The organism is Nocardia sp. NPDC058176 (assembly GCF_042883805.1).
Lineage (GTDB): Bacteria > Actinomycetota > Actinomycetes > Mycobacteriales > Mycobacteriaceae > Nocardia.
Genome location: NZ_JBHVVA010000001.1, coordinates 753,971 through 780,577, shown reverse-complemented (window position 1 = coordinate 780,577; position 26,607 = coordinate 753,971). Strand labels below are relative to the sequence as shown.

The following is a 26,607-nucleotide window of genomic DNA, read 5'->3' as shown; positions in this document are numbered from 1 at the left end:
GTGGCCTTTCTGTGGGTTGGTGGGTCGCTCAGACGGCGACGGGTTCGGCCGCGGCGTCGGTGGCGCGGGTGCCGGGAAGGGGCTTGAGTTCGGCGCGGTCGACCGGGACGACCCGGCCGTAGTAGGCGTGGCCCTGCTTGGCCCACACGACTTCGCCGGTGGCCATCTGCCGCACCCGATCCGGGTCGACCAGCCACTTCTCGCCGTAGGAGATCGAGCCCTCGTCGCCGTGGCGCTGGCCCTTGATCAGGTGCCGCGACGGCATTGCCGACCGGATCGACCCGAAGTGCTTGCAGATATCGCCCGCGTTCTCGCTGTAGCCGAGGATCAGTCCGCCGGCGCACGCCTTGAGCAGCCGGTTCAGCGACCACTGATCGCGGGCGACGCCCTCCTGGGACTGGGCAGCGAAAGTCAGCGCCACACCCTGGGAGCGGCCACGTTCGGCAACGTTCTCCAGCCCGATCGCCTGCGACTGCGTCGCCACCGCCGAGAGTTCGTCGATGATCAGCGACACCGAACGGCGCTGGTCCTTGGCCGTGCGTCCGGCACGCTGCATGACCATGCGGATGATCGCGGCGACCTGGGCGCGACCGGAGTCGGGGTCCATGCCCGGCACGGTCACGAACAGCACGTCGAGGTCGTCGAGGTCTTTGCCGCCGTCGAACACCCCGTTGCCGTTGTGGTCCTCCAACAGCGAGAACAGGTTGCTCATCTTGATCAGGGCGTCGTCGAGCTGGGGCACCTTCTCCGCCTGCAAGGCCTCGACCTGGCGCACCACATCCGGAGCACCGCCCCACGCATCGACGATGACCTGGGCGTCCAGGCGGGCGAGGAACTCCTGCGATGACCGCGGCGGGCCGATCGGGGCGTCGACGACCAAGGTGACGATGCGCTTACGCATCTCGTCGAAGTGCTGCCCCTCCGAGGTGGTGGACTCACCGCCGACCATCAGGTCGTTGAGCACACCGCGCATGTCCCGCGGCGGCATCGCCCAGATGTCGAGGCGGTCCCGCGACGGCACCAACGCGATCCGCTCGTCCTCCACCCCGAGGGCGAGTGCGTCCTGGCGCAGCGTCTCGCCCAGCACGCGGTCGTCCTCGCCGCCCTTGCACGCGATCATCACCACCAGCGGGCGCGGGTGCCGCCCGCTCATGACCGGCACGTCCTTCCAGCGCTGCCACGCCCGCCACTCCGTGGTCAGGATCGACACGAACTGCCGTTCCAGCAGCGTGGTCTTGCCCGCGCCGGTCGTGGCCACGATCCCGACGTGACGCTTGACGTCGGCGTGCGGGATGGTCAGCCACTGCATGTGCCGGGCGGTCAGCGACCGCCAGAACCCGCCCGGCTCAGCGCTCACGTGCTCCGAGAGCACACCGAGCACAATCGAATCGCCAGTGCTGTACGGGGCGCCCAGCTTCGCCGCACGGGCAGCGGCCTGGCTGCGACGGGTCGCCATCGCCGAGCGGATCCGTTCCGTCCGGGCCAGGGACTTCTGCCCAACGCTCGCGTTCTGGACCAGGAACTTCGCCCACCACAAGGTGGCGAGCAGCATCGCGGCCGGTCCGGCGACCGCCAGCATCGGCACCAGCCCGGTGAAGTCGGCCGCGGCGACCGATTCCGCGCCGGTCCACAGCAGCGTCCACGGCGTCGACCACGACCCGCCGACAACCACCGAGGACAGCGGCAACACCAAGCTCGCGACGGCGAAGTTGCGCAACCGGTGCGGGTCCAACGGCCACGCGGTGGCGACCGCGACGATGAACAGCAGCATCGCGATCACCACGAACGCCAGCACCGCCGAGGTCCCGGCCACGTGCGCCAACCCCGAAAGGTCGGGCAGCTCGGGCAGATTCAGCCCACCGGGCTCGACCGGCGGGGCAGCCGGACTGATTCCGGACACCGGCGCGGCGGGCTCGACAGGGGCTTCGGTGACGATGACCGGGGTGGTCACCGGTGAGCAGTCATTTGCGGTGATGAGGGCCTTGCACGTCATGATGCTTCCTGCTGGGTGAGATGAATGAGGGTGCGGCGGCGCCGATTCGGCGACGCGGCCTTGGCGGCTTCGCGGCGCGCGGTGTAGTTCTTGAGCCAGCGCGACCAATAGGCGTCGAAGTCGTGAATGACCAGGTCCAACGTCAACCCGCTGAACTCGGTCGGCAGCCGTCCCGCGGCGTCGTGGACGTTGTCGGACACCGACGCGGTGCGGCACAGGTAGAGCACGCCGACCATCGCCTCGGTGTCGGCATCGCGGGCGGCACGGATCGCACCGCGCAAGGCGATGTCCATCGCGGCCGGGTCCTTCTTCGACAACTCGACTTCCAGCGCCCACCAGCCGTGACGGTTCTCCACCACACCGAGGAACCGGCCATCGTGGATGTGCGGGCGGCCCGACTTCGGGTCACGGCCACTCGACACGGTCGTCTGCTTGGCCCGTGGTCCGGCCTCGGCCGACTGGACGCGGTGGCGCAGCGTGCGCTCGGAAACCCACAGCTTCGGGTCCGAACCCACCAGCATCACGCGGGCCTGGGCGACGGCGCGGTAGTGCTCGGCGAACATCAGCGGCGGCTGCCACTCGGCCGGACGCCACCCCAGATACCGGGTCGCGGTGATCCGGGTCGGCACCACCCACTTCTCGCCCGGCTGGACCTGCTTGAGCTCGAACACCTCACTCGCCCTGACCAGGTCCGCGACCAGCGAATACACGTGGTTGCGTTCCATCCCCAGGAACCAGCCCAGGGTGTCGAGCTGCATGCCGTGCATGTCCGACAACGCCGCGAGCACCGTGGTCCTGCGACTGGTCGACAGGGTCTGCTTCGTGCCCGCGATGACGTGAACAGTGCTGCGGGGCAACCCGACCCGTGCGCTGATCTCGCTCAAACTCAACCCGCGACCGTGCAGGGCGGTGATCTCGCCGAGCGTGGCCTCGACCCGACGGGCCCGGACCCCGAGCACACGCGCGATGTCCTGATAAGTCAGACCCGAATCACGCAGACCGGCGATGACCTCGTCGCGCGCTTCGACTTCCAGCGCCCCCCACCGGGCCACCTTCTGCTTGTGGTCAATCATCGTGTTCGCTCCCTTCCCGGGCGCGCCCGCTCGGCGCCCCGGTTCTGGTGACGTGCAGCCAGGTCCCGCCTGGCCGCCTCGATCAGCTCGCGCATATCGGTCGCGTCGACGCCACGGCGCTCGGCCGCGTTCGCCGACTGCGTCCACCGCGCGATCTGCAACGCCTCGCGCTGCGCGGCGGTCGGCACCCGCTTGGGCTTGGCCTCATTGACGTCGAAAAGGTGCGCCTTCAACGGGTCCCGGCCCCGCCGCGCACGCAGCACCTGCGCCTCGTACTCCCCGCCCGGTCGCCGCCCCTCGGCCGCGAGCTGGCGGGTCGTGCGCAAATGCGCCGGCGCCATGCCCCACGGATAGGTCGGCACACCGAACCGGCGCCCCTCCGGGTCCGAGTACTTGCTCATCGCGACCGCTCGATCCCCCGCGACCGCGGACGCGCACCGATCACCCGACGCTGCGGCGCCAACCGCGCCTCCACCCGCACCACCGGTTCGACCGGTGCCGCCGCGGCCTGCCAGCGCGCCGTCGCGACGGCGTGGTCGGCCTCGACCGATGGACGGACCTTGTCGACCTCAGCGAGCTTGCGCCACTCGGTCTCGGTCGCGGCGAAGTCGTCGCGTTCCATCGACTCCCAAGCCGCCTCGTGCATGTCCGCCAGCACCCCGCGCACCACGTCGAGGCGGTCACGGTCCCGCTGTGCGCGCTCCATCGCGGCGTGCTGCCGCTCGGCCGCGCTCATCGCGCCACTCCGACCGGACCGGCCGGGCACGGCTCGACCTGAGCGACGCGCACCCCGTCCTCGGCGGTGCGGCAGATGTTGAGCGAGGGCTGGTAGTGCTGCTGGTCGACCCAGGCGACGCTGCACCCGTACATCCCGACCACGACCAACCCCGCGAGCACGACCAACCGCAGCGCGGGCGGCAACAGGCCCAGCGGGCGATACACCTCACCGACACCCATGAACTCCGGACGCGTCATCGAACCCAACGCGCTCCGCCCGACCTCGTTGCGGTCCTCCGGCCGCGACCGGAACACGCCGCCGCTCACCGCGACCGCCGCCGATCCACCTCGGGCCGCGCCACCGACCGCTCCGGCTGCGGGTACTCGCGCACCTTCTCAGCCACCTCACGAGCAGGAGACAGCGCGTACTTCGTGGTCAGGCCCATGTCGTGTGCCGCGTGACCGAGCCGCTCGGCCGTATGCGCGACGTTGATCGAGCCGTACTCTTGCGGGAAGTCGCTCAGCCGGGGGTTCGGATTCGGCTGGTAGAACCGGTCAGCGACCGGCTCCAACGCCGCGTAGCGGGCCTGCAACGCGATCGTGCGCTGCCGCAGCACCTCCTGTGCGCGGATGATCGAATCCAGCTCGTCGAGCAGGTCGATCGGATCGTGGACTGGCTCCTGGCCGTGCTCGGTGCTCATCGCCGCAGCCCCGCCCGCTTCGACGCCCGCCACAGCCACACGGCACCGACCAGCATCAGGATGAACCCGAACGCGTCCGGCGCGATCAGCACCAGCGACCCGATCGACAGCAACGCGACCGCGGTCGCGAACGTCTTGGCCCGCATCAGAACTCACCGCCCCGACGACGCTCGCGGCCACGCCGGCGCGATTGCGCGGACTTGAGGGCGAGCCGGGTGTAGTGCGCCTTACGAGCCTGATCGGCCCGGTACGCGCGCTCCTCCGGGCTCAGCAGCCCATCGGGGTCGACCAGACGGTCAAACTTGCTCTGCCCCGCGGCGCGCGCGTTGTTGGTCCGCTTGCTGCGGTCACCGGTTCGCGCCCACGACTCGGGAGCGGCGATCCGCGCCTGCAAGGTGCGCTCGGTCGGCGTGCTCATGCCACACCGCCCGGGGTCAACTCGGCGGGACGGACGAGCGCCAACAGTTGAGCGCGCTCGACGCGGAGCAGACGACCGTTGATCCGGTACCCGGCGATGTCTCCGGCCGCAATCCAGTTCCGGATCGTCTTCGAGTCGACGTCGATCAGCGCAGCAGCCGTCTTCAAGCTGATCAGGTCTCGCGACTCGGTAGCGGATTTATCCACGTTCCATCTCCTGTCAAAGTGGGAAAGTTCCTGCCTTTCACCACTTTTCGGGAATTTTGGGGACCTATCGCCGCACCGTGGGATTTCCATGGACAACTCCGAGACGTCTGCCGTACAGTGAAGACGTCCCTAGACGTCCCTCGGAGGAGTGATGGTGAACGAACGGCTTCGCGAAGCGCTCCTGCGCAGTGGCCTGTCCATTGCCTACGTCGCCGACCGTGCGGGCGTCGAGCCCAAAACCGTCGAACGCTGGATCACGAAGGGGCGCATTCCGTACCCGCGCCACCGACACACCGTGGCGTCGCTACTGCAGGAACCCGAGAAGTACCTTTGGCCGGATTCCGTGTCGACGGAACGGCGAGTCGAGGTGAGCGAGTCCGAGGTCATCACCGTCTACCCGCATCGGAATGACATTCCGTCCGATCTCTGGCGGCGGTTGCTTGCCTCAACCGCAGAGCGGCTGGACATCCTCGTCCTTGCAGGACTGTTCCTCGCCGAAGAGCCCGAGTTCACCAAAGCGGTCAAGAAACGGACCAGCGAAGGGCTGGAAGTCCGGATGATGTTCGGTCGGCCGACCGCGCCGGAGGCGGATAAGCGAAGCGCCGAGGAACGCCTAGCTTCAGGAACTGTCGGCTCGCGCATCAGCAACGCGCTGGCGCTGGTGCGCCACCTGGGTGAAATCGACGGAGTAGAACTCCGCTATCACGACACCACGCTGTACAACTCGATCTTTCGGTTCGACGACGAGATGATCGTCAACATGCACACCTATGGCCAGCCCGGTGCGCACAACCCGGCAATGCACATCCGCCAGCTCCCCGCGGGCGACCTGTTCGACACGTACATGACTAGTTTTGAGCATGTGTGGGCAACAGCGACGGAGGACTGCGCAGATGGGACGAACCGACTACTTCCATGACCCTGCCGCGCCGCGGCCGAACACCATCAAGGTGGCGGTCAGCGCGGTGATACTCGACGATTCGGGCCGAATCCTGATGATCCGGCGTACGGACAACGACCGATACGCGATTCCTGGCGGCGGCCTCGAGGCGGGCGAGACCGTCAGCGAAGCGGTTGTTCGCGAGGTCCTCGAAGAGACCGGGATCAGCGTGGAGGTCACCGAACTCGTCGGGGTGTTCTCAAACCCCGACCATGTCATCGCCTACGACGATGGCGAGGTCCGGCAGGAGTTCTCGATCTGTTTCCGCGCGCTGCCGACCGGCGGAACTCTCCGCACCAGCGATGAGTCCAAGGAGGTCCTGTGGGTCACCCCCGCCGAAGCCGAATCGCTCGACATCCATCCGTCCATCAAGCTGCGAATCACGCGGGGCCTGGAATCGGGAACGCCGTACTTCACCTGACCTCGACACCCGCCAGCCGTGCAACCGTCTCGGTGCGGTCGGCTGCGGCAACCAGCTCGGGTGTTGACTCCGCGACCGACGCCGACACGATGTGGTCGGGACCGTACCGGTCGAGAACCTCCGCGATTCGACTGCGGACGGTCGTTGGCTTTCCGGTCGGAGTTGTGGTCATGTCTGCCCACCACAGGGCGTCCCGCAACGGTGTCAGCTCGTCCTCCCACAGGATCGGCACGCCGCGGCGGCGCCCCTCGACGCACGCGCATGAGTGGTTCGCTACCAGGGCGCACAACCGGTGCGGCGCACCCTGCGCGCGCAGGAACTCGGCGCCGTCGACCGGGTGGAACCCCGTCGTCGCGAGGTCAGCGCCGTATCCGATGTCGTGTAGCCACGCGGCGGCGACGAGTAGTTCCGGGTCGTCAACCGCGCCAGCCACCTCAGCAGCGCGGCGGGCCACGCCTTCGACATGCTGGAGTCGGCGCGGCAGATCACGTAGGCACATCCGGGCGACGCCCTCAGCCCAACCAACGACGTCATCGGTCATAGCATCTACGGTAGCGAGCAGCACAAGGTCCCCGTGTCGAGGGCGAACGATCCGCTTCGCCCGGCGGACCCACCCCTTGCTTGTGGTCCATACCGCCCCGAGCTGACCGCACCGCGACCTGATTGGTACCCCGGGACCGAAGCGCGTACCGAGCGCACCGCCGTCGACTCGTGATCAGATCTCACGACGCGCGTCCCTAACCGCCGCCGCTCGACAGAACGCCACCCGCGCACCCAACCACGTCGAGAACGCAACAGGCGCACCCTGACGGAACCACCCACCCAACTCAGCCCCCTTTGTGGTCCTCTCTTCTCTCTTCTCAACTCTCACATCACTTCTTAACTCCTCACCTACTTACTGGTTTTTGCCTCCCTCCCCACCCTGGCAGACACTCTCTGACAGCGAAGCGTTAGAGAGTGTCTGCCAGGGTGGGGAGGGAGGCGGCGCGAAGCGCCCAGGTCAGACACCAGATTTGACGGTGCCGTTCGGGACACGTCCCGGACTTCCCATGTCCCGGACGACTCCCGGACGTATCCCGGATGAGTCCCAGACAAGTGGCGGCGGTGTCCTGCTGTGTCGATGACTGACAATCAACGGCATTCCGCAGCACTACCGGTCTGCCATCATGATCAGCGTGAGCGAGCACACGCATGCCTCTTCCTCCGAGACCGCCGCTACCGAAACCCCCCGTGTAGTCGAAGGGCGATTCGAATGTCCCGAGGGACTTGTTGTTGCGGTCGAGTGCTTAGGCCGGTCCTACCCCACCGTCATCGGTGAGCAGGCACTGACTCTCAAGTTCCCTTCAACGCCAGAAGATCCGTCCCGAAGCCAGTCGAACCTGGTCGCCCCGGAGTCTCACTATGCGTACCCGCCACGACGGACGGACTCCGACCATGAACTACCGGATTGGGGTTCGATCAGTCATTTCTCTGCGGGGATACCTCAAAGCGCTCGGGTTGCGATGGTGGGCTTCACATTCACTACCACCGGTACGGACGAGGACGCGTCGCATACGTGCGAGATGATCGAGGGCGACCTCGACAACTGGTGGGAACGAGCTTCGATGTGGCTGGACATATACTCCGAGCTCAACCTCCTACGACACGGACGTCGAAAACCTGGCATTCTTGGCGCTCGGTACAGCGCCTACCTGCAACACGCAGATGGCAAGGTCAAGCCTGTGAGCTGGACGAGCCATGGGATCTTCCGATTTCCTAGGTTGATTCAGCTGCCGTCGCTGGAGGAGCTGACAACGTCGTTCCGCGCCGCCGGAGAAGGCGCAGTCCTTCCCCAAGAGTGGCAGTATCTCCGCGATGCCCGTTCATGGTTGGAAGCTGGTCAGACCCGGCGCGCCGTGATCGATGGATGCACTGCCGCAGAGGTTGCCCTCACTAACCAGTTAGACCGCCTGCTGCGCAGCACAGATACCGCAGTCAAGAGCGAACTATTGCTCCGATGCCCTGGCGTCGCCGAGCTGGGAAAGCTGGTGCGCGCACTCGGGGGCATTACCGCATCTCGCAACAGGCTTGAGGAGAAGCTGGCGAAGGTCCGCAATCTAGCAGTACACGCAGGAGCCGAGCCTTCGATTGACGTGGCGACGCTGGCTTTGGAGGTTGCCGCTGAGGCGGTCGAACATGCCAGACCGCTAGCGCAGCTTCACAGCACGATCTAAGGTTCGACCTCACGGCGACGTTGGGGACCAGGTGGGGACCACACGCGATGCGCGCAGGTGAACACTGCGTGGTCCACCACAGCTCGGCCCCGACGCAATCCGCGTATGACGTGCGGAAATATCTGGTCACCAGCCCTGGGGGTCAGGTGGTCGCAGGTTCAAATCCTGTCAGCCCGACAGAAGGAATCCCCCTCTGACCTCGGTCGGAGGGGGATTTCTCATTCTCCCACTACCCGGAGAGCGGGACCAGAACGGGACCGTAGCTGGTTTGACTGCTTGTCGCTCACCCCGGTGACCTCGCGCTGATCCGGGTGGAGGTAGCGCTCAGTGGTCCGGCTGGCGGCGTGACCAGCGATCTTCTGCAGCAGGTGCAAACTCACCCCGGCGTCTGCCACCCAGGTTAGTCCGGCGTGCCGGAGTCGTGGCGCCGAAGGAAGATTGGTTTTCGGCTCGATGGGTGGGTGATGCCTCACGGCGGGGTGGCTTTTGTTTGGGTGCCGGAGCGGGATGTTGTTATAGCTCGATCCCCTTCGGTGTCAGCTCGGCAGCATCCCATGGGGTTCCTGACCTGCCGTACCCGACCGGACACTCCATTATGTGGCGACTGCGTCTACGAGAACAAGCTTCGCCGGATCGGCTCGGGCGAGCGGTGTTGGACGCTCGGACAGCACCTCGTGGCTGCCCGCCTGGATCGCGCAGCGGAACCATATCGCAATGGTAGGGAGCAGAATGCTACCTGCCGCTCCAAAAGATACCGACTGCCCGGTAACAAATTTGTTGTAGCGTCAATTGGGATGTTCGCTGCGCGGTCGCTATCCTTGTCTGCGCGAATACTGCCGACTTCCACAACAGGACGTGTCTCAATGTTCATCGAGAGTGTCACACTGGTCAACTTCCAGTGCTTCGGACCCGGTCGGAATACCATTCGGTTCGATGATGGTCTAACCGCGTTCGTCGGGCCCAACGGATCTGGCAAAACTGCCGCTTGCCAGGCCCTATTGCGGTTGTTTGGTATTACGACACAAGAGCGGACTGTTCGAGTTGATGATTTTCATGTGCCGTTCGACGAGACCGTAGCTCCGGCGACACGCCAGCTGACTGTTGAGGTAGTACTTGCGTTCCCTGAGCTTGATACTGAGGAGCCGGACGACGATGACGATCAATCAACCAGTTCGGTGCCAGCAGCAAAAAACCGAGCCGTTCCTGAGTTTTTCCAGCGCATGGCTGCTACAGACGAGTCGAACCTGAAGGTCAGGATTGTTCTGGACGCCGAATGGGTGGACGACGGCACTGTAGACGGCGCGATAACCGATACACGCAAGGTCGTGAATACTTTCGTTGTTCAGTATGGCGACAATAATTGGGCACCGTTGACTCCTGCGGAACGAAGCCGTATTCAGATGGTGTATATACCCGCTTCGCGGGATGGGGCCCGCCAGGTCACAACGTTCTTGCGCAGTCGGCTTTGGCGGGCTGCGCAATGGTCCACGGAACTACGCGATTTGGTCAGCAGTAGCGCGTCTGAAGTTGCAGGAAAATTCACAAAGGAGCCGGTCGTCGAGGCTGTCGAAACAGCTCTAACCAACCGGTGGAAAGAGCTGCACGATGCAGGCACGAGTGCATCCCCAAGACTTCGGCTGCTTGACGGTGAGCTGAACCAGTTGGTTCGCAACTCTGAATTGGTCTTCGAGCCCGATCCCACGGGATCGCCTAGACCTGCGCGGCTACTGAGCGATGGTCAGCGATCACTACTGTATCTTGCACTCACGGCAGCGACTCTCGATGTCGAAGCCGCAGTGGTGAATGGCGATCATGACGACGAGTTCACTCTGGAGCCTGCCCGTCTTCCGAATCTCACTTTGATAGCTGTTGAGGAGCCGGAGAACAGCTTGTCACCATTCTTCTTGTCCCGCATCGTGAATCAGTTGCAGGATTTGAGCAATGATGACGCAACACAGGTAATTCTGTCCAGCCACTCCGCGAGCGTCTTCACCCGCATCCGCCCTGAGGTTGTGCGCCATTTCCGTCATGGATCTGATAGCGCAACTGCTGCCGTCCACGAGATTATTCTGCCGACCGACGATACCGAGGCCGGAAAGTATTTGCGGGAGGCAGTACACGCATATCCAGAGTTGTACTTTGCCAAGTTCGTTGTGCTCGGTGAAGGTGACACAGAGCAAATCGTGATCCCCCGCGTTGCCGAGGCTCTAGGGGTGTCGCTCGACTCATCGTTTGTGGCAGTAGTTCCACTCGGCGGTCGACACACGAACCACATGTGGAGACTGCTCAACGACCTTAAGATACCTCACGCAACACTGCTCGACCTGGACTACGGTCGTGATGGTGCTGGACCAGCACGGCTTCGAGACGCTTGCAACCGTTTGATCGAAAACGGCATCGAACCACTAGCCGACCTTGAGGGCTACGACAACGTCGCAGCCATTGGTGATGAATTGGAACTCGATGTGCTGCAGCCGATCCTCATGCATTTGCGCAAGTTCGGCATCTTCTTTGGCGCCCCCCTTGATCTCGATTATCTGATGCTGGAGCAATACCCCGATGCCTATAAGAAACTTGAAGACGACGAGATCGGTCCGCATAAGTCCGATGCCACTGATGCCGTAATAGGAAAGTCACCGACCCAACCAGACTACTGGAGTGACTCCATGCGTGCTGAACGACTTCGGTGGTACCGGTATCTTTTCACCAACCGATCCAAGCCCAGTAGCCACCTCCGGGCTCTCGGTCGCTTGACCGACGATGAGTTGCGGAAGAGCGGACCGGAAGCGGTGGTGGCGCTTGTCGGGCACATCCAGCGTGAGGTCGGGATATGACACACATCAGCGTATCTCCTGCTCAGCATCTACGTGCCCCGAACTCAAGTCGCTTCGTTCCGACTGAGGATTGGCTGCCGATCGAGATTGACGATCTAGAGCCGGCGGCTTGGAAGGCTCTGCGGGACAGTGGAAACGTGGCAGTCGTAGCTGGACCGGGCGCGGGCAAGACCGAATTCCTCGCCCAGAGGGCTGCGTACCTGCTACAAACCGGGATTTGCTCATGGCCACATCGGATTCTGGCAATCTCATTCAAACGGGATGCGGCCGCCAACCTCAGGCGCAGAGTCGCCACCCGAGTCCCGGAACACGCCGAGCGTTTTGTATCGATGACTTTCGATGCTTTCACAAAGGGGCTATTAGACCGATTTTCTCCCGCACTTCCTACCGATTGGCGGAAGGACGAAGATTACGAGATCCGATACGCCAAGGACTCAGATGTCGGCAGGTTCCTAAACGACACGGCTTCTATAGCGCCAGTAGCGCTTCGGCATAGAATTGCCGCACTTCAGCCAACGAGATTTCTAGCAGATATTGTCGGTGGGCACGAATTGCCAAAGTCATCTTGGACTGAGGACCCTTCAGATCCGGTTGAGTATGCGGTTCGCGCATGGTGGCATGCACGATACCTCCGGGAGGGTAGCGCATACGTTGATTTCGTTATGATCAATAGACTTTCGGAACTGATTGTACGTTCGACACCTCAGCTCAGACGTGCTTTGAGGGTTACATATCCTTTTGTTTTCATCGACGAGTTCCAGGACACGACAAGCGCTCAGTTCAATTTTGTAGAGTCCGTCTTTGGCAATGATCCCACCGTGACAGCAGTTGGCGATAGTAAGCAACGAATTATGGGCTGGGCCGGCGCTCTACCTCACGCAGTTGAACGCTTCACTACCACGTTCAAGGCCGCATCCTACCCTCTCGCTTGGAACTTCCGCTCCAGCGATGAGCTGGTCCAGTTGCAGCATGTCGTGGCGAGTGTGCTGGATGCGCAAAGCATGCCAGCAATATCGAAAGCAATTACTGAAGTTGGACACGATCCGGCTGTGATATGGCGGTTTCCGAATTCTAACCGCGAAGCTACTTTCATAGCCAACTGGATAGCTCAGGACATTGCTGCATCGGGTCGCGTGCCGGCTGACTTTGCGCTACTTGCCCGACAGAAGATCGCCGAATTTGAGCCGCTATTCCGCTCCAGTCTTGCGCTCCACGGGATAAGCGTGCGAAACGACGATGAATCGGTTGGGAAGATGAGATTGCAGGATCTCCTGAAGCACGAGGCAACCCGCTTGCTTCTGGGGTTATTCTGCTTAGCCGCCGAACCGAGGGGTCTGGTAACAGTATGGCGCGAGGCCTCGGCAATATTGACCCGTATTGACGGAGCTGCGGATGACGATCTAGCCCTCCGTCAAGTCGGCGATAAATTGGCTGAAATCACAAAATCACTGCGCAGCTGGCTCGAACTGACCCCGCCGACCAAAGAGTCCGCAGAAGAAGCTGTTTGCTACCTGCTTGAGCTCATAGATCGAGAAGCCTTGCAGCGATATGTAAAGGCAATGGCGCCCGGCGAAGAGTTAGACGTTGTTGTCGACGCTTTCATTGCACGCATAGCGAACGTAGCCGAGGCTGGAGGATTGTGGATTGATGTTTTCGAACGCTTTGAAGCATCCCAAGCAGTCGTGCTACTTACGGCACACCGCAGCAAAAGCCTTGAGTACCACACAGTCATTTTTCTAGGACTGGATGATCAACAATGGTGGAGCCACGAGCGCAATCGTAGCGAATCGATATCGACATTCTTTGTAGGTCTATCTCGGGCCGCTCATCGGCTGATTTTCACCACCACGACGACGCTTGCTCGTACCGGCAAGATTGCAGACTTGTTTAAGATGTTGGACGAAGCAGGAGTTTCCGAGATAGTCCATAAATAGAGTTGTCAAGGTACCACAGCTGTTCGGACTTTCCGTCGAACGGTAGTTTTTGGTATCTAGACCGCGTACAGCATTATCGAGTCGATGGTCGTAGCTGCACTCCTCTGTCATACAACGCCTTCCAGAAACTGCCCTTTGCCTTGCCGAGCTTGGCCGCTACGGTCCTTACGGAGTCACCCGCTTGGTAGAGGTCGGCGGCGAGATCGATCTCTTCCTTCGTCATCCGCTGGTTGCGCATCTGCACCCCGTGCTCCTGGATGATCTTGAGCAATCCACCCTTCGACAGCCCAAACCGCTCGCACAGCTGGTTCGTTGATGAGCGTCGTGATGCCCCGCAACCACCTCGGCAATGACATCAGGCGACAGCCGACGATCCAACCGCCGCCGCTTCACTGTGCTGCCACCTGCCGTCGGGTGCTTGCGGGGCGGGGCAGGATCCACCTTCGCGATGACCGTCTTCAGCCAGTCCGGTTCCCACTGTTTCAAGTACCGTCCGCTAACCTCGACAGCGAAAACCCCTCTGACCTCGGTCGGTGGGGGTTCTATCGTGTCGCGCCACTGACGTCGTTCAGCCAGGTCACACAGAACCCCACAGTTTCGGTTCGACCGGCCCGACATCGCCGTCCTACACGACGTCCTCGACACCGAACCGGTCAACGACGTCGGTTGCGGCAAGCGATCGACCGCGGCAGGTCTTCCTGCGCCGCGAGGGCCGAGCACTGCGGGTCCCGGATCCGAGCAGGACCGAGCGTCGGCACATCGTGCGCGCCTGTGATGCCTACCGGAGCAGCGGGCGTGTGCCACCGGCGCCGACGGGCGCAGAAGGCGATCTCTGATCGAGCAAGGTGGGAGGTAGGAACACGGTCGCTGTTACTCCGCCGTGGTCCGACTCGGTGAGTCGAACCTTGATCTCGTTGCGGCCGGCGAGGATCGAGACCACGATCAAACCCATGCGGGCGTCGCTGGAAAGATGCATGATGCCGAAATCCGGTGGGCTGTCGAGAATTCGATTGATTCGGTGCAGTTCCTGCCGGGACAGTCCCCGCCCCCGGTCGGCGACCTCGACGACGGCGCCACCCTTCACAAGTCCGCCCGAGACCGTGACGGGTGCGGTCGTGGAGGAGAAGTAGGTGGCGTTCTCGACCAGCTCGGCCAGCAGGTGGATGATGTCGGCGACGACGCCGCCGTTGACCGAGACATCGGGGAAACGGTGGAGTGTGACGCGCGTGTAGTCCTTGGACTCGGTGATCGCCCCCTGCACGACGTCGCTGAGCGGCACCGGATATCGCCATTGCCGTCCTGGACGTTCACCGCCGAGGATGATCAGATTCTCGGCGTTACGGCGTTCGCGCGTGGCCAGATGGTCGAGTTTGAACAGCAGCTCCATCTTGTCCGGGTCTTCCTCGTGGGCTTCCGCGGCATCCAGGACTTCCAGCTGGCGAGACGCCATGGCTTGGCTGCGGTGTGCGAGGTTCAAGAAGATCGCGTTGACCGCGCCGCGGGTCCGGGCTTCGGCCATCGCCGCGGACACCGCCGCGCGCTGTGCGGTATCGAAAGCCGCTGCCAACTGTCCGATTTCATCGTCACCGAAGTCGGACGGAGGCAGCGCCGAGGTCAGATCGATCGCCTCACCAGCATTGATCCGGGCCATGATCGCAGGCAGCTCGGTGTCGGCGACGGCCAACGTGTGCAGTCGGAGGCGTCGGAGTCGTCGAATGAGTCCGCTCGCCAACCATGAGGTCAGAACGAAGGTCACGGCGGCGATGATCAGCGCGCCGAGCACGGTCAGTGCGGAGGTGCGCACGGCGTTGTCCGCGATGTCGGTCGCTCGCTGTTGGACGCCGACGAAGTTGGTGCGCCACAGCGTCAACAAGCCGTTCACCATCAGTCCCAATGTCTGCTGTGCCGCGGCGGAATCGGTGGGCAGCGGCCCGGTGGGGTCGTCGCGCTCCGAGGGGGCGGCGCCTCTGGCCAGCACGGCGTTCTCGAACTCGACCAGTTGTCTCCACTGCGGGCTGGAGGTCAGTTGCACGAGCCTCTGCCGGATGGTGGGATCGTCCTTGTGAGCCAGTGAGTCCAGGTCGGCGTGGTAGGCGCCGACCCTGGTGGCGAACGCTTGCAAGGCGACCTGATCGAGTGCTGTCTCGGCGTCGGCGGCCGCGACGAGTGCGTGCACCGCGGAGATGGCGTCGGCGGTGCGCAACAATGTCGCGGTCGTGGTCAAGGCGATGGCGCTGTCCACGTCGGGAGCCCTGGGGACCAACGCCCCGACCGCGATTCCCCCGGTCGCGGTGAGCAGGCTGTATGCCTGGTACACCTCGTCGACTGTCGAGGTGCCGCTGTCGGTCCGCGCGCGCACGGCGCCGAGTCGGCGGACCGTGTCACGCAGCTGGTGCGCGGATGCGTCGAACGCTCCGGTGGTGAGTTCGCTGAGTGACGATGCGGCCTCCAGGAGTGCCGTCCCGGCGGCGTCGACGCGGAGGCGCTGGGCGTTGAGCTCGTCGGAGCCGAGCCCAGGGTGTGCGACGCGAACCATCGCGAGTCGACGCTCCTGCAGCATGGCCTCGCTGAAGTCCACCGCCTGCGGCGCCACGCGGAGGATGAGTTCGGCCCACGCCCGGTTCTGCCGGTTCTCCTCGACGAGGTGCAGGCCTACCGCGATCACCACGGTAGCGAACACGATGCTCGGGATGAGCACGACGGCCATCACCCGTGCGCGAATTCCTGTCAGCGGATTCGATTTTGCTGGGTGCGCGGGCGGGTCGTGGCGGATCGGAGTGTGGGTCCGGCCACCCCGGGTGCGTAGGAATCGGGCTCGTCGCACGTTCGATTCCTGCTGGTCCTTCATTGCCCACTCCCATCAGTTGATGAGAGAATCACATGCGATGCAAACATCAGTCAAGTGGCGTCGTGAGAGTGTCATGCCCGCGTCCCGGGTCGCAAGCCAGTGCGCCGGATCGCGCTCACGTGTGGGTTGCCCTTGGTGCGCTACCTGACTCGGCCGGACATCTCCGCTACGTCGGCACCTCGGGGATCGGGGCAGGCGAGGACGACGGCGAGCCGCAGGCCACCGAGCGGGCTCGTGATCAGTTCCGCGCGTCCGCCGTGTAGTTCGGCCTGCTGCGCGACCAGGGCGAGGCCGAGGCCCGATCCTTCCCGCGCCGCGCCGGAGCCCCGCCGGAATCGACCGAACACCACGTCTCGTTCGTCCTCGGGCAGCCCGGCGCCGTTGTCATCGACCGCCAGCAGGAATCCGTCGCCGGTTCGGTGGACCGAGATCTCGATTCGGGTGGCGCGGCCGTGGCGGACCGCGTTCGTGATCGCGTTGTCGAGAATCAGGCGGATCCCGGCCGGAGAACAGTGGCAGTCCGCTCGTTCCTCGCCCGAGACGACCAGGTGGAGCTCCGGATGGGTCCGCGCCGCGTCCGCGACGGCCGAGTAGGCCAGCTCGACCAGGTCGGCCGGTTCACTGATGTGGCGCGATGTCAGTTCACCGGCGGCGAGCAGTTCCAGCGCCACGAGCGTCGATTCGACCCGGCCGTGTTTGCGCAGCGCGTCGCCGAGGATCTGCGCGCGCTCGGCGGGCACCAGCTCGACATCCCGCGCGATCTCGATGTCCATCCGGATGGCGGTCAGCGGGGTGCGGAGTTCATGGGCGGCCGTGTTCGCGAACGTGCGCGCCGTCTCGAGAGCCGAGATCGTGCGCTGCTGCGCGGAGTCGATCCGCGCGAGCATCGACCGGACCGAACCGGCGAGCCGATCGGCCTCCCGCACACGGAACCACCCTTTCGCCTCGGGCAATTCATCACCCGCGTCGATCCGGCGGGTCAGGTCGATGAGTGGCCGGATCGCCCGGCCGCCGAGTAGCCAGCCCAATCCCGATGCCACCGCGATCGCCGCCACCCCGGCGAGCAGGACGTGCCTGCGCTGCTCCCGGGTCACCGATTCCGCCGCGGACAGTGGCGCGGCCACGGATACGAGGTGTGGGCCGATCGGCGACTGCTCCACCACCATGGTCTTGACGCGGTAACCGGCATCGTCGAGCACCAGGGTCTGGTGCCCGTCGGGCAGCTCCGGCAGTCGCGTGGACGTGCTGGCGAGAACGGCACCGTCCTGGTGCAAGGTGATCGCGGCGAAGCCGCCGTCGCGCACGCTGCCGATGAACAGTTGCGCGGTACCGACATTCGCTTCGACCAGGTCGGTGATGATGTCCAATTGCTCGTCGACGTGCCTGATGTTGTTCCGCTCGATCGCGACGAACAGGAAGACCGCGAGCACGCCGACGACGAGCGTCGTTCCCGTCGCCGCCGCCACCGCGACCCGCGTTCGCAGCGAGAGATTCCCCCTCACGACCTTTCCTCCCGGAGAACGAACCCGACGGCGCGCACCGTGTGCAGGAGGCGGGGCGCGCCGTCTTCTTCGAGTTTGCGGCGAATGTGCCCGACGACGACATCCACGACATTGGTCTGCGGCCGAAAGTCGTAACCCCACACCGTCTCCAGCAGCCGGTCGCGGGTCACGACCTCCCCGTGATGGGTGGCCAGGACACTGATCAGCTCGAATTCCCGCCGTGTCAGCGGAATCTCACGGCCACGGACCGTCACCCGCCGCGCCGCGAACTCGACCCGCAACATCCCGACGGCCACCGACTCCTGCGCGGTGCTCCAGCCACTGCCGCGGCGGCGCAGCAGCGCACGCAACCGCGCGGTCAATTCGACGAAGTCGAACGGCTTGGTCAGATAGTCGTCGGCGCCCAGCTCGAGGCCTTCGACCCGGTCCGATACCCGCGTGCGAGCGCTCACCACGCAGATGGGCACGTCGTTGCCGAAGGCGCGCAGCGCGGTGATGAAGCCCAACCCGTCCAGTCCCGGCATCTCGATGTCGAGCACCACCACGTCGGGCGTCTGCTCGCGGGTCGCCGCCAGCGCGGCCGCACCGTCGGCCGCGGTACACACCGCGAAGCCGTTGAGCCGCAGGCCACGTTCCAGCGATTCACGAACGTCGGCGTCGTCGTCGACGACCAGCACCGTCCCGCCCTCACCCGGAGCGGCCGAACCCTCGCGGGCGTCCACGTCGTGCGGCCGCACCGTTCGCGCCGTGGTTGCTGCGTTCACCTGAATTCACCTCCTCTGCCGGTCGAAACGCTTCCTGTCGGAGGTTTACCGATTGCTTGAGAGTTCTCTGACGACGATTGACTGATCAGTTGATCATCTGTGACGTTTTATACCACCAGGACGAAGTTCCGCCGATGACGCCGGTCACGCTCCTGCCGACCCTCAGAGACGACCGCCGAAGGAGCAAGACCGGTGCGGACGAACATGCACACCGCGGCCATCGCGTTGGCCGCCGGTACGGCCATCGCGCTCACGACCGTCCCCGGCACGGTGACGGGCAGCGCCGCCGCGGATCCGGGCTGCGCCGGTCTCACCGTCATCGCGATCCCGGGCACCTGGGAGACCGGCGAAGCCCGGCACACCACGGGCCCCGGCATGCTCGCCGGCGTCACCGACGGCCTCCCCGCGAGCCAACAGGTCGCCTATGTCGACTATCCCGCGACGGCCTTCCCCTGGGAGGGCAAGGTCTACGGCGCCTCACAGCAGGTCGCCGTCGACACCGCGCGCGAGATGATGCGAACCATCGCCGACCGCTGCTCCGGCACCGATTTCGCCCTGGTCGGCTACAGCCAGGGTGCCGACGCCGCCGGTGATCTGGCGGCGGAGATCGGCAGGGGCGGCGGGGTCGTGTCGCCGGATCGGGTGAAGGCCGTCGGCCTGCTCTCCGATCCCCAGCGGTCGCGGGCCGATACCCAGGTCGGCCCGCCCGCCCGCGGCGTCGGCGTCCGAGGGCCACGCCCCGACGGATTCGGCTCGATCACGGCTCGGGTCCGCACGATCTGCGCCGTCGGCGATCTGTACTGCTCGACCGACGACGAGGACTTCGTCACCGCCATCGCGAGCGCCCTGGCCGGGGTCTCCGCCGACCACCCCGACGATCTGCCCCGTTACCGCGGCAGAGCGGCGGACATGCTGACCGCCCTGCGATCCGCCGACGAACAGGGCGAGCTCACCGACCAGGCCCGCGACGAACGCGCGCGTCAACTCGCGCACTTCTACGGATCCGGAACGCACATGTCCTACGGCAGCTACCCCGTCGACGGCCGGCACACCGCCGTCACCTGGCTGCACGACTGGCTGTCCGCGCTCGGCTGATCAAACCCACCCACCAGACCCTCCCCGGGAAATCTCCGCCACGAAGAAGGAACAGAAATGCGCATCAAACACCTCACCGCCGTCTCAGCGATCCTGATCGGCGTGCTGGCCACCGGCACCGGGACGGCCTACGCCGGCCCGGCCGAGGACCTGGGCGTCGTGAACTACACGACGACCACGACCGACACGTCCACGCTCGTCCAGATCGACGCGGGTTCGCTGGTCGTCGAGGACGGCGCCCTGAAGGTGAAGGCACCCGACGGCAAGGTCCTCGCCGGTACCGAACTGAAGTTCCGCGTCGACGAATTCGTCTTCCCCATCGACGCGCGGATCAGCGAACGCACCGCGACGCTCACCCCGCAGTTCACCCTGGACAAGGCCCACTACGAGCCGGTCGCCCTGCCCTACGAGGACCAGGCCACCTGGAAGAACGACTACGACCGTGAGCGCGACGCCTGGGCCCGTATGACGAGCACGATCGGACTCGGCGCCTCGATCGGCGCCATGGCCGGCGGAATCGGCGGCGCGGCGGTGGGTTGCGTCATCGGTGGCGCGACCGGCGCGGCACTGACCGGCGCGCTCGCGACGATGTTCGGTGGACTCCCGTCCGAGGTGCAGGGCTGCATCGCGGGCGTGGCGGCCGGTGGTTTCCTCGGTGTGCTGGCGGGACAGTTGCTCATCGCCGCGCCCGTGGCGATCTACGCCGCGGTCCAGTACTACACCACGATCAACCAGCCGTCGGTGCAGAGCGAGCAGCAGGCGAAGTAGCGGTCGGAGGAGCCGGGCGCGCGGTGGATCCCGCGCGCCCGGCGCCCGTCGCGGGTCCCACCTCGAGGTGACCCCGAACAGAGTCGCTATGGATGGGAGGGACCGTGCCGGAACTCGCCGCGCCGATGACTGTCGAGTACCAGCCGCAGGGTCCGATCCTCGTCGTCGACGATGACGAGCACATTCGCGAATCCCTCGAGCGCGGACTGACGCTGCTCGGTTTCGAGGTGAGCACAGCCATCGACGGCATAGCGGCGATCCGCGCGTTCACGAGCCGCCCGCCCTCCGCCCTGGTCCTCGACATGCAGATGCCGAATCTCGACGGACTCGGTGTGATCCGCGCACTCCGCGCACTGGGCAGCGACGTGCCGATCTGCGTTCTCAGCGCCCGCGCCCACCTCACCGACCGGGTCGAAGGACTCGAGGCGGGCGCTGACGACTACCTGGTGAAGCCGTTCGTCCTGGCAGAACTCGCCGCTCGATTGCGGGCGGTGCTCCGGCGCGCCCACGGCCCGCGGCTGCCCCGTACGCCGATGGTCGGCATCGGACCACTGCTGATCAACGAATCGTCACGGCGGGTGACGATCTCCGGCTCGCCGGTCTCGCTGACGCGCCGAGAATTCGAACTCCTGCGGGTACTGGCCGAACATCGTGGTCAGGTCGTGAGCCGCGAGCAACTCCTCGAACTCGTCTGGGGTTACGACTTCCCGACGAAGAGCAATGTCGTCGAGGTGTTCATCTCCCATCTCCGGCGGAAGCTGGAATTCGGCGACAACGACCGATTGATCCATACCATTCACGGCACGGGGTACGTGCTACGAAGCGACATGAATTGATTCCTCCCGGTGACCGGTATCGAACCGGCTCCGACAACCCTGGAAAGAGACGAAGCGTTGATCGCGCTCTCCCGAATGACATTGTGGCTGACCCTGTTCGCCTCCCTCGCGTTTCTGCTCGTAGCGACACCACGGGCGAACGCCGCGTTCGATCCGGCCGGCGTCGACTTCTGGGTCGACTCCGATATGGGCCCCGTCAAGACCCGCGTATTCCGCGCGGCCGACGGAAACACCCAGCGCGTGGTCTACGCCCTCGACGGAATGTGGGCACGTGAGGACCTCAACGGCTGGGAGATCGAAACCGAGGTCGCCAGGACGCTGACCGAGAACAACATCAATGTCGTGCTGCCGGTCGGCGGACAATCCAGTTTCTACATGGATTGGGACCGCCCGTCCTACCTTCCGGAGGGCGCCGTATCCGAAATAGCCGGTGATTCCGCACCCGACACCGATACCGGGCCGGGGAAGTCCTACACCTACACCTGGGAAACATTCTTGACCCGTGTCCTGCCCGCCGCACTGCACGAACGGCTCGGCCTGTCCCCGACGCGCAACGGTGTCATCGGACTCTCGATGGGTGGTAGCGCCGCGTTCGCGCTCGCCGCTCATCACCCGGCCCAGTTCAGTTATGCCGCGTCCCTGTCCGGATATCTGAACCCGTCGGCTCCGGGCATGCGCGGAGCGATCTCGGCCGCCATGGTCAAAGCCGGTGGGTACAACATCTCGTGCATGATCAGCTCGCCGACCTCCGACAAATGGCAGCGGATGGATCCCATGTTCCTCGCCCCCGCTCTCATCCGGAACGGGACCACGTTGTGGGTGTCGGCCGCGAACGGCGTCCCGTCCGAGGCCGGGGAGCCGAGCAAGCAGGCCGCGGAGGGCTCGGCACTCGAAACGCTGTCCCTGACCAACTCGCGGTCGTTCCAGACACGCATGAAATCGCTGGGCGCCACCACCGTGACCTACGACTTCCCCTCCTCGGGTGTCCACGCCTGGCCGTACTGGGAAGCCCAGGTCGTAAAGATGCTGCCCGTTCTGTCCGGTGCCATCGGCTGAGCCGACCCTTCGTGATGGTCGACCGCCATCCACGCCACGAGTCGCACGCATCGGTACTGAATATCCGATCAGTTATGATTGCTGCGGCAACTCGAGGTGGAGGGCAGATGACAGCCGAGCAGACCACACCCACGCGGACCGATCGTCGCCGGGAACGCACGCGCAACGCGCTGCTCGGCGCTGCGCGGAAGTTCTTGTCCGAGGGCAAGTCAGCGGTCAGCATCAAGGAGATCACCGACGCCGCGGACGTCGGTTTCGGCTCCTTCTACAACCACTTCGACTCCAAGGAACAGCTCTTCGACGAGGCCGTGCGGTCCGCGCTGAACGTCTACAGCACGATGCGCGACCAGGTCGTGGCTCGCTACGACGACCCGGCCGAGGTCTTCGCGGTCAGCTTCCGGCTGACCGGACGGCTGCAGCGCCGACTTCCCGAGATGGTGCGCGTCATCCTGAATTCCGGCATGGGCGTCATGTTGCGCGACGAGGGGCTCGCGCCCCGTGCCCGTCAGGACATCGTGGCCGCACAGGAGGCGGGGCGCTTCGAACCGATGGATCCCGATCTGGCCGTCATGGCGGCGGGCGGAACGCTGCTGGGACTGCTGCAACTGCTCGACGCCGATCCGGATGCGGACGCCGCGGCGCTCGCCGACGACATGACGTATCGAACGCTGCGCATGTTCGGCGTGAACAAGCGGACCGCGCAGCGCCTCAGCTCCGGACCACTCCCCCAGCTGCCCGCCGACCCCGATCTGCCCCTCTAGGTCGGGGACCAGACCCGCACCTGGTCCGGACGGGACAGATGCCGACAGGTGTCACCGGTTCGGGTCGAACTCTTCGGTTCCGAGCACGAGGCGCAGTCCGGAAATCCCGGAATGCGCTCGCGCGTAGGCGAGCTCGCGGCTGATGTCGCCGACATTGTTGATGATGGGCAGCCCGAGCCCCAATGTGGAGAGCGTGCCCACCGCCCGTCCTTCGGCGTCGAGGAAGGCGCTTCCGCTGTCACCCGGGATGCCGGGCGTCGGCGATTTCAGGGCGTGGGTCCACCCGCCGAGGGAGCTGTCATCGGCCAAGCTCTCACCTCGCTGCGGCGACAGCCCGGGGAGGCCACCCCGGATTCTCGAGTTGCCATAGCTGTAGACGTGGTCGCCCTCGGGTGTGCCGGTGGTGTTGAGACCGGTGGGACCGCCCCAGTACGGCACGCTCGGATTGACCTGATCGATGAGGCCGGGGTCGATCTCGATCAGCGCGAAGTCGTTGTACGCGCAGGCATTCGGGTCCGCTTCGCCGAGTTGCTGCATCGTCAGCCAGCTGCTGTAGGCCAGCCGGCCGGTGCCGATGGTGGTGCCCTCGGACCGGAGTGAGCCACGGCGGGTGAAATCGACCGTGGTGTCGAGCGGCCGGCTGGTGGCCGTACATCCGTCGGTTTCGGTGGATCCGCCCGTTCCGGCGCAGTGCGCGGACTGGCCGAGGTAGACCCGGCCGCTGTCGTCGACGAACACGTAGTTCGTCGTGCACTGCCCGCCTCCGTGCGTGTTCGCTTGGATCCCGGGGGTCAGGGCGGCCGAACCGGCGGCCGCCCACCGATGGCCGGCGTCGTCCGGGGCGACCACCTCCGCTGCGACGGGACTCGTCGTCCGGGGCGACGTCGCGACCGAGGAACTTGCACCGGACTCCTGCGATCCTCCCGGTACGCCGATTCCGCACCCGGAGATCAACAGTGACGCGGAGCACACGACTCCGATCGCAGGCAGGGCGACTACGCGCCGCAGGTTCGACATCTCGACCCGGTCCCTTCCGCCGGTGCGGGGCATGGAGCAGCGCGCCGACCGGGCGATAGTTTATGACTGTTTCATCAATAATGATGGTCAGTTCCATAAACCGCAACGATGCCGCATCGAGAGTGACGGGAGTCATCCCGATCCAGGTCGGACGCCCGGGCATATTTTGATGATTTCATCACCAGACCGTTCCGATGGTTCTATCATCTGTGATCACATCATCATTTCTTGTAGCGCGAAGGGACCCGTTCATGCTGGGCAGAAAGAAGGCCGGGTTCCGCTGGCTGTGCGTCGCGGGCGGAGCAGCCGTCCTCACCCTCGGCGGTTGCTCCGCCCTGCCGACATCGACGCCGCCCACCAAGATCACGGCCGATTTCGAGAACATCGCGGGCATGTACGAGGGCAACGAGATCACGGTCCTCGGCCTCGCGGTCGGCAAGGTCGACAAGATCGTCCCCAAGGGCACCTACGTCGAGGTCCACATGACCGTCGACGCAGGTGTCGAGATCCCGAAAGACGCCATCGCGGCAATCATCTCGCCCTCGATCGTCACCGACCGCCACATCGACATCAGCCCGCCCTACACCGGCGGCGACACCCTCGAATCCGGCGATCACCTCCCGCTCGCGCGGACCAGGACCCCGGTCGAGCTGGACACGATGATCAAGACCATCGACCAGTTCGCCGCCTCGCTCGAGCCCGAGGAGGGCCAGGAGGGGCTCGGTCCGCTCTCGGGCCGGGCGCTCTACCCGGTGCTCGACGGCAACGGGCAGAAGATCCGCGAAACCCTCGACGCGCTCTCGAACGCGCTGAAGGTCGGTGTCGACAACAAGGACGCGATCTCCAATATCATCATCAAGCTCAACGAGCTGACCACGATGCTGGCCGACAACGATCAGTCGGTGCGCGATTTCAGCGACCGGATGACCGCCATGTCCGGGCTGCTGGCCGAGCAGGCCCCCGGTCTGCAGGCGACCCTGGATCAGCTCAACCAGTTCCTGGCCAACACCTCGACGACCTTCGGTGTGCACGCCGACGAGCTGTCCGCCTCGCTGACCGGCCTGACCAACGTCACCAATCAGCTGCGCGACAACTCCGGCGCGCTGATCGAACTGGTCGACCTGCTCCCGCTGCTCATGCAGAACCTCGATGCGACCATGGACAAGGACGGCCGCTACTTCCGCACGCACGTGCTGATCGGGTCGGCGTTGTCGGGCGAGATCATCAGCGTCTTCTGCGAGCGGATCCAGATGCGCGCGGACGGCTGCCGCTCCGGGAACATGCAGGAATTCGGCCCTGACTACGGACTCACGGCCGCCCTGCTGGGGCTGACCGAGTAGCCCGCACCCTGCGCTGACATTTTCATCACTATAGATAGGACATCATCGTAACTGATACTATCATCACATAAGTGTCGATGGTGTGGCCGCAGATCTGTCCACCATGAACGGAAGGACCCGATGAACGCGGACCGTATCGACGTGCATCAGCACATGATCCCGCCGGTCTATCGCGACGCGCTGCGCCGCCACGGCATCACCGCCCCGGGTGGCCGGGACCTGCCGGACTGGTCGCCGGAGTCCGCTCTGAGCCTGATGGCGACCGCGAGGATCGGCTCGGCGATCCTGTCGGCGTCGACACCCGGAACCACCTTCCTGACCGATCCCGCCGAGGCCACGACGCTGGCCCGGGCCCTCAACGACTACTCCGCCGAGATCTCGGCCGCCCACCCGGGGCAGCTCGGATTCATGGCCACCTTGCCCATGCCCGACGTGCGAGCGTCCCGGCTGGAAGCCGAGCGAGCCCTCGATACGCTCGGCGCCGACGGAGTGGTGCTGCTCGGGAACTCCGCGGGGCACTATCTCGGCACCGAGGGCCAGGACGAACTCTTCCGCGCGCTCGACGACCGTTGCGCGGTCGTTCTGGTGCACCCGGCGGATCTTCCCGGCGAGCCGGTTCCCGGGATCCTGCCCTTCGCCGCGGACTTCCTTCTCGACACCACCCGGGCCGCCTACCTGTTGGTGCGCAACGGGATTCGACGCCGGTACCCGAACATCAAGTTCATCCTGTCGCACGGTGGCGGCTTCGTCCCCTACGCGGCCCACCGGCTGGCGCTCACCATTTTCAGCGAAACCGGAGTGAGCCCGGCCGACCTGATCGACGAGTTCGCCGGGTTCTACTTCGACACCGCGCTGTCCTCGAGCGCGTCGGCGCTGCCGAGCCTGCTGTCGTTCGCCCGGCCCGGCCACGTCCTCTACGGCAGCGACTGGCCCTTCGCCCCCGATCCGGCGGTGCTCTACTTCGGCGGCGGCCTCGACGCCTACGCGGGTCTCGACGACACCCAGCGCCGCGGCGTCGAGCGCGTCAACGCACTCACCCTGTTCCCCCGTTTCGGTGCCGCCCCGGCCATCGCACCGTCGACGCCGGTGCTGAACCGGGTTCGGAGCACGATTCGGCGCCAGGCGTTCCGTGGCATCGCGCGGGCGATCGGTCCACGATCGTAGGCCGGG

At 65.1% G+C, this 26,607-nt stretch carries 27 protein-coding genes; 12 read left to right on the top strand and 15 right to left on the bottom strand.

Annotation, left to right across the window (positions count from 1 at the left end):
- Positions 1 to 28: 28 nt before the first annotated feature.
- The 9 genes from ACFVVM_RS03745 to ACFVVM_RS03705 form a co-directional block, all read right to left on the bottom strand.
- On the bottom strand, positions 29 to 1,993 hold the full coding sequence (locus tag ACFVVM_RS03745) for a hypothetical protein (RefSeq protein WP_387612641.1): 1,965 nt from the start codon (positions 1,991 to 1,993) through the stop codon (positions 29 to 31).
- Positions 1,990 to 3,066: a helix-turn-helix domain-containing protein gene (locus ACFVVM_RS03740; protein WP_387612639.1), complete on the bottom strand. Its 1,077-nt coding sequence runs from the start codon at positions 3,064 to 3,066 to the stop codon at positions 1,990 to 1,992. The genes ACFVVM_RS03745 and ACFVVM_RS03740 overlap by 4 nt, the downstream gene beginning before the upstream one ends.
- The gene (locus ACFVVM_RS03735; RefSeq protein ID WP_387612637.1) at positions 3,063 to 3,467 is read right to left on the bottom strand and encodes an RRQRL motif-containing zinc-binding protein; all 405 of its coding nucleotides are present in this window, start codon (positions 3,465 to 3,467) and stop codon (positions 3,063 to 3,065) included. Before ACFVVM_RS03735 ends, ACFVVM_RS03740 begins: the two co-directional genes overlap by 4 nt.
- Entirely contained in the window at positions 3,464 to 3,802 is a 339-nt protein-coding gene (locus ACFVVM_RS03730) for a hypothetical protein (RefSeq protein ID WP_387612636.1), read from the bottom strand. Before ACFVVM_RS03730 ends, ACFVVM_RS03735 begins: the two co-directional genes overlap by 4 nt.
- On the bottom strand, positions 3,799 to 4,041 hold the full coding sequence (locus tag ACFVVM_RS03725; RefSeq protein WP_387612634.1) for a hypothetical protein: 243 nt from the start codon (positions 4,039 to 4,041) through the stop codon (positions 3,799 to 3,801). Before ACFVVM_RS03725 ends, ACFVVM_RS03730 begins: the two co-directional genes overlap by 4 nt.
- Before the next feature lie 65 nt (positions 4,042 to 4,106).
- Positions 4,107 to 4,517: a hypothetical protein gene (locus tag ACFVVM_RS03720; RefSeq protein WP_387612632.1), complete on the bottom strand. Its 411-nt coding sequence runs from the start codon at positions 4,515 to 4,517 to the stop codon at positions 4,107 to 4,109.
- A complete protein-coding gene (locus ACFVVM_RS03715) occupies positions 4,481 to 4,630 on the bottom strand; it encodes a hypothetical protein (RefSeq protein WP_387612631.1) in 150 nt (49 codons plus the stop codon). Before ACFVVM_RS03715 ends, ACFVVM_RS03720 begins: the two co-directional genes overlap by 37 nt.
- Positions 4,630 to 4,902: a hypothetical protein gene (locus ACFVVM_RS03710; protein WP_387612629.1), complete on the bottom strand. Its 273-nt coding sequence runs from the start codon at positions 4,900 to 4,902 to the stop codon at positions 4,630 to 4,632. Before ACFVVM_RS03710 ends, ACFVVM_RS03715 begins: the two co-directional genes overlap by 1 nt.
- Complete coding sequence (locus tag ACFVVM_RS03705) at positions 4,899 to 5,108, bottom strand: helix-turn-helix domain-containing protein (protein WP_387612627.1); 210 nt, start codon at positions 5,106 to 5,108, stop codon at positions 4,899 to 4,901. The genes ACFVVM_RS03710 and ACFVVM_RS03705 overlap by 4 nt, the downstream gene beginning before the upstream one ends.
- A gap of 151 nt (positions 5,109 to 5,259) precedes the next feature.
- Between ACFVVM_RS03705 and ACFVVM_RS03700 the strand changes: the two genes are divergently transcribed.
- Together ACFVVM_RS03700 and ACFVVM_RS03695 are read left to right on the top strand one after the other, a co-directional pair.
- Positions 5,260 to 6,027: a helix-turn-helix domain-containing protein gene (locus ACFVVM_RS03700; protein ID WP_387612626.1), complete on the top strand. Its 768-nt coding sequence runs from the start codon at positions 5,260 to 5,262 to the stop codon at positions 6,025 to 6,027.
- Positions 6,002 to 6,469 carry an NUDIX hydrolase gene (locus ACFVVM_RS03695; RefSeq protein ID WP_387612624.1) on the top strand — a complete coding sequence of 156 codons (468 nt, stop codon included), beginning with the start codon at positions 6,002 to 6,004 and terminating at the stop codon, positions 6,467 to 6,469. The genes ACFVVM_RS03700 and ACFVVM_RS03695 overlap by 26 nt, the downstream gene beginning before the upstream one ends.
- Here the strand turns inward: ACFVVM_RS03695 and ACFVVM_RS03690 are convergent.
- Positions 6,462 to 7,010 (bottom strand): HD domain-containing protein, encoded by a 549-nt coding sequence (locus ACFVVM_RS03690; protein WP_387612622.1) that lies wholly within the window; start codon positions 7,008 to 7,010, stop codon positions 6,462 to 6,464. The two genes, ACFVVM_RS03695 and ACFVVM_RS03690, sit on opposite strands and share 8 nt — an antisense overlap.
- 634 nt (positions 7,011 to 7,644) lie before the next feature.
- On the opposite strand from ACFVVM_RS03690, the gene ACFVVM_RS03685 reads away from it, so the two are divergent.
- Positions 7,645 to 8,682 (top strand): hypothetical protein, encoded by a 1,038-nt coding sequence (locus tag ACFVVM_RS03685; protein ID WP_387612621.1) that lies wholly within the window; start codon positions 7,645 to 7,647, stop codon positions 8,680 to 8,682.
- 218 nt (positions 8,683 to 8,900) lie between these two features.
- Here the strand turns inward: ACFVVM_RS03685 and ACFVVM_RS03680 are convergent, their stop codons facing one another.
- The gene (locus ACFVVM_RS03680; RefSeq protein WP_387612619.1) at positions 8,901 to 9,062 is read right to left on the bottom strand and encodes a hypothetical protein; all 162 of its coding nucleotides are present in this window, start codon (positions 9,060 to 9,062) and stop codon (positions 8,901 to 8,903) included.
- Positions 9,063 to 9,545: 483 nt separating this feature from the next.
- Between ACFVVM_RS03680 and ACFVVM_RS03675 the strand changes: the two genes are divergently transcribed.
- Positions 9,546 to 11,516, top strand: coding sequence for an ATP-dependent endonuclease (locus ACFVVM_RS03675; RefSeq protein WP_387612617.1), 1,971 nt, complete (start codon positions 9,546 to 9,548; stop codon positions 11,514 to 11,516).
- Positions 11,513 to 13,450: a UvrD-helicase domain-containing protein gene (locus tag ACFVVM_RS03670; RefSeq protein ID WP_387612616.1), complete on the top strand. Its 1,938-nt coding sequence runs from the start codon at positions 11,513 to 11,515 to the stop codon at positions 13,448 to 13,450. Before ACFVVM_RS03675 ends, ACFVVM_RS03670 begins: the two co-directional genes overlap by 4 nt.
- Before the next feature lie 778 nt (positions 13,451 to 14,228).
- On the opposite strand, the gene ACFVVM_RS03665 is transcribed toward ACFVVM_RS03670, so the two are convergent.
- The 3 genes from ACFVVM_RS03665 to ACFVVM_RS03655 all read right to left on the bottom strand — a co-directional run bounded on the left by ACFVVM_RS03665 (position 14,229) and on the right by ACFVVM_RS03655 (position 18,522).
- Positions 14,229 to 16,157 (bottom strand): nitrate- and nitrite sensing domain-containing protein, encoded by a 1,929-nt coding sequence (locus ACFVVM_RS03665; protein ID WP_387612614.1) that lies wholly within the window; start codon positions 16,155 to 16,157, stop codon positions 14,229 to 14,231.
- Positions 16,158 to 16,438: 281 nt separating this feature from the next.
- Entirely contained in the window at positions 16,439 to 17,800 is a 1,362-nt protein-coding gene (locus ACFVVM_RS03660) for a sensor histidine kinase (protein WP_387612612.1), read from the bottom strand.
- Positions 17,797 to 18,522 carry a response regulator transcription factor gene (locus ACFVVM_RS03655; protein ID WP_387616740.1) on the bottom strand — a complete coding sequence of 242 codons (726 nt, stop codon included), beginning with the start codon at positions 18,520 to 18,522 and terminating at the stop codon, positions 17,797 to 17,799. The genes ACFVVM_RS03660 and ACFVVM_RS03655 overlap by 4 nt, the downstream gene beginning before the upstream one ends.
- Positions 18,523 to 18,756: 234 nt before the next feature.
- Here ACFVVM_RS03655 and ACFVVM_RS03650 point away from each other — a divergent pair, with 234 nt between their 5' ends.
- From ACFVVM_RS03650 to ACFVVM_RS03630, 5 genes are all read left to right on the top strand, one after another.
- Positions 18,757 to 19,659: a cutinase family protein gene (locus tag ACFVVM_RS03650; RefSeq protein WP_387612610.1), complete on the top strand. Its 903-nt coding sequence runs from the start codon at positions 18,757 to 18,759 to the stop codon at positions 19,657 to 19,659.
- Between the two features lie 57 nt (positions 19,660 to 19,716).
- Positions 19,717 to 20,427 carry a hypothetical protein gene (locus ACFVVM_RS03645; protein ID WP_387612608.1) on the top strand — a complete coding sequence of 237 codons (711 nt, stop codon included), beginning with the start codon at positions 19,717 to 19,719 and terminating at the stop codon, positions 20,425 to 20,427.
- A gap of 125 nt (positions 20,428 to 20,552) precedes the next feature.
- Positions 20,553 to 21,263 (top strand): response regulator transcription factor, encoded by a 711-nt coding sequence (locus ACFVVM_RS03640; RefSeq protein ID WP_387616738.1) that lies wholly within the window; start codon positions 20,553 to 20,555, stop codon positions 21,261 to 21,263.
- 75 nt (positions 21,264 to 21,338) lie between these two features.
- Positions 21,339 to 22,319, top strand: coding sequence for an alpha/beta hydrolase (locus ACFVVM_RS03635; RefSeq protein ID WP_387612606.1), 981 nt, complete (start codon positions 21,339 to 21,341; stop codon positions 22,317 to 22,319).
- A gap of 107 nt (positions 22,320 to 22,426) precedes the next feature.
- A complete protein-coding gene (locus ACFVVM_RS03630) occupies positions 22,427 to 23,080 on the top strand; it encodes a TetR/AcrR family transcriptional regulator (protein WP_387612605.1) in 654 nt (217 codons plus the stop codon).
- A gap of 51 nt (positions 23,081 to 23,131) precedes the next feature.
- Here the strand turns inward: ACFVVM_RS03630 and ACFVVM_RS03625 are convergent, their stop codons facing one another.
- The gene (locus ACFVVM_RS03625; protein WP_387612603.1) at positions 23,132 to 23,929 is read right to left on the bottom strand and encodes a hypothetical protein; all 798 of its coding nucleotides are present in this window, start codon (positions 23,927 to 23,929) and stop codon (positions 23,132 to 23,134) included.
- A 419-nt stretch (positions 23,930 to 24,348) separates the two neighbouring features.
- Between ACFVVM_RS03625 and ACFVVM_RS03620 the strand changes: the two genes are divergently transcribed.
- Together ACFVVM_RS03620 and ACFVVM_RS03615 are read left to right on the top strand one after the other, a co-directional pair.
- The gene (locus ACFVVM_RS03620; protein ID WP_387612602.1) at positions 24,349 to 25,437 is read left to right on the top strand and encodes an MlaD family protein; all 1,089 of its coding nucleotides are present in this window, start codon (positions 24,349 to 24,351) and stop codon (positions 25,435 to 25,437) included.
- 120 nt (positions 25,438 to 25,557) lie between these two features.
- Positions 25,558 to 26,601, top strand: a complete 1,044-nt coding sequence (locus ACFVVM_RS03615) for an amidohydrolase family protein (RefSeq protein WP_387612601.1) — start codon at positions 25,558 to 25,560, stop codon at positions 26,599 to 26,601.
- Positions 26,602 to 26,607: the final 6 nt, after the last annotated feature.

Bases quoted from the DNA above. Each gene is read 5' to 3' on its own strand.
- ACFVVM_RS03725 (WP_387612634.1), bottom strand. From the start codon at position 4,041: ATGACGCGTCCGGAGTTCATGGGTGTCGGTGAGGTGTATCGCCCGCTG.
- ACFVVM_RS03730 (WP_387612636.1), bottom strand. From the start codon at position 3,802: ATGAGCGCGGCCGAGCGGCAGCACGCCGCGATGGAGCGCGCACAGCGG.
- ACFVVM_RS03675 (WP_387612617.1), top strand. From the start codon at position 9,546: ATGTTCATCGAGAGTGTCACACTGGTCAACTTCCAGTGCTTCGGACCC.
- ACFVVM_RS03620 (WP_387612602.1), top strand. From the start codon at position 24,349: ATGCTGGGCAGAAAGAAGGCCGGGTTCCGCTGGCTGTGCGTCGCGGGC.
- ACFVVM_RS03645 (WP_387612608.1), top strand. From the start codon at position 19,717: ATGCGCATCAAACACCTCACCGCCGTCTCAGCGATCCTGATCGGCGTG.
- ACFVVM_RS03690 (WP_387612622.1), bottom strand. From the start codon at position 7,010: ATGACCGATGACGTCGTTGGTTGGGCTGAGGGCGTCGCCCGGATGTGC.
- ACFVVM_RS03735 (WP_387612637.1), bottom strand. From the start codon at position 3,467: ATGAGCAAGTACTCGGACCCGGAGGGGCGCCGGTTCGGTGTGCCGACC.
- ACFVVM_RS03715 (WP_387612631.1), bottom strand. From the start codon at position 4,630: ATGCGGGCCAAGACGTTCGCGACCGCGGTCGCGTTGCTGTCGATCGGG.
- ACFVVM_RS03695 (WP_387612624.1), top strand. From the start codon at position 6,002: ATGGGACGAACCGACTACTTCCATGACCCTGCCGCGCCGCGGCCGAAC.
- ACFVVM_RS03740 (WP_387612639.1), bottom strand. From the start codon at position 3,066: ATGATTGACCACAAGCAGAAGGTGGCCCGGTGGGGGGCGCTGGAAGTC.
- ACFVVM_RS03700 (WP_387612626.1), top strand. From the start codon at position 5,260: ATGGTGAACGAACGGCTTCGCGAAGCGCTCCTGCGCAGTGGCCTGTCC.
- ACFVVM_RS03615 (WP_387612601.1), top strand. From the start codon at position 25,558: ATGAACGCGGACCGTATCGACGTGCATCAGCACATGATCCCGCCGGTC.
- ACFVVM_RS03665 (WP_387612614.1), bottom strand. From the start codon at position 16,157: ATGGCCGTCGTGCTCATCCCGAGCATCGTGTTCGCTACCGTGGTGATC.
- ACFVVM_RS03630 (WP_387612605.1), top strand. From the start codon at position 22,427: ATGACAGCCGAGCAGACCACACCCACGCGGACCGATCGTCGCCGGGAA.
- ACFVVM_RS03635 (WP_387612606.1), top strand. From the start codon at position 21,339: ATGACATTGTGGCTGACCCTGTTCGCCTCCCTCGCGTTTCTGCTCGTA.
- ACFVVM_RS03710 (WP_387612629.1), bottom strand. From the start codon at position 4,902: ATGAGCACGCCGACCGAGCGCACCTTGCAGGCGCGGATCGCCGCTCCC.
- ACFVVM_RS03670 (WP_387612616.1), top strand. From the start codon at position 11,513: ATGACACACATCAGCGTATCTCCTGCTCAGCATCTACGTGCCCCGAAC.
- ACFVVM_RS03745 (WP_387612641.1), bottom strand. From the start codon at position 1,993: ATGACGTGCAAGGCCCTCATCACCGCAAATGACTGCTCACCGGTGACC.
- ACFVVM_RS03640 (WP_387616738.1), top strand. From the start codon at position 20,553: ATGACTGTCGAGTACCAGCCGCAGGGTCCGATCCTCGTCGTCGACGAT.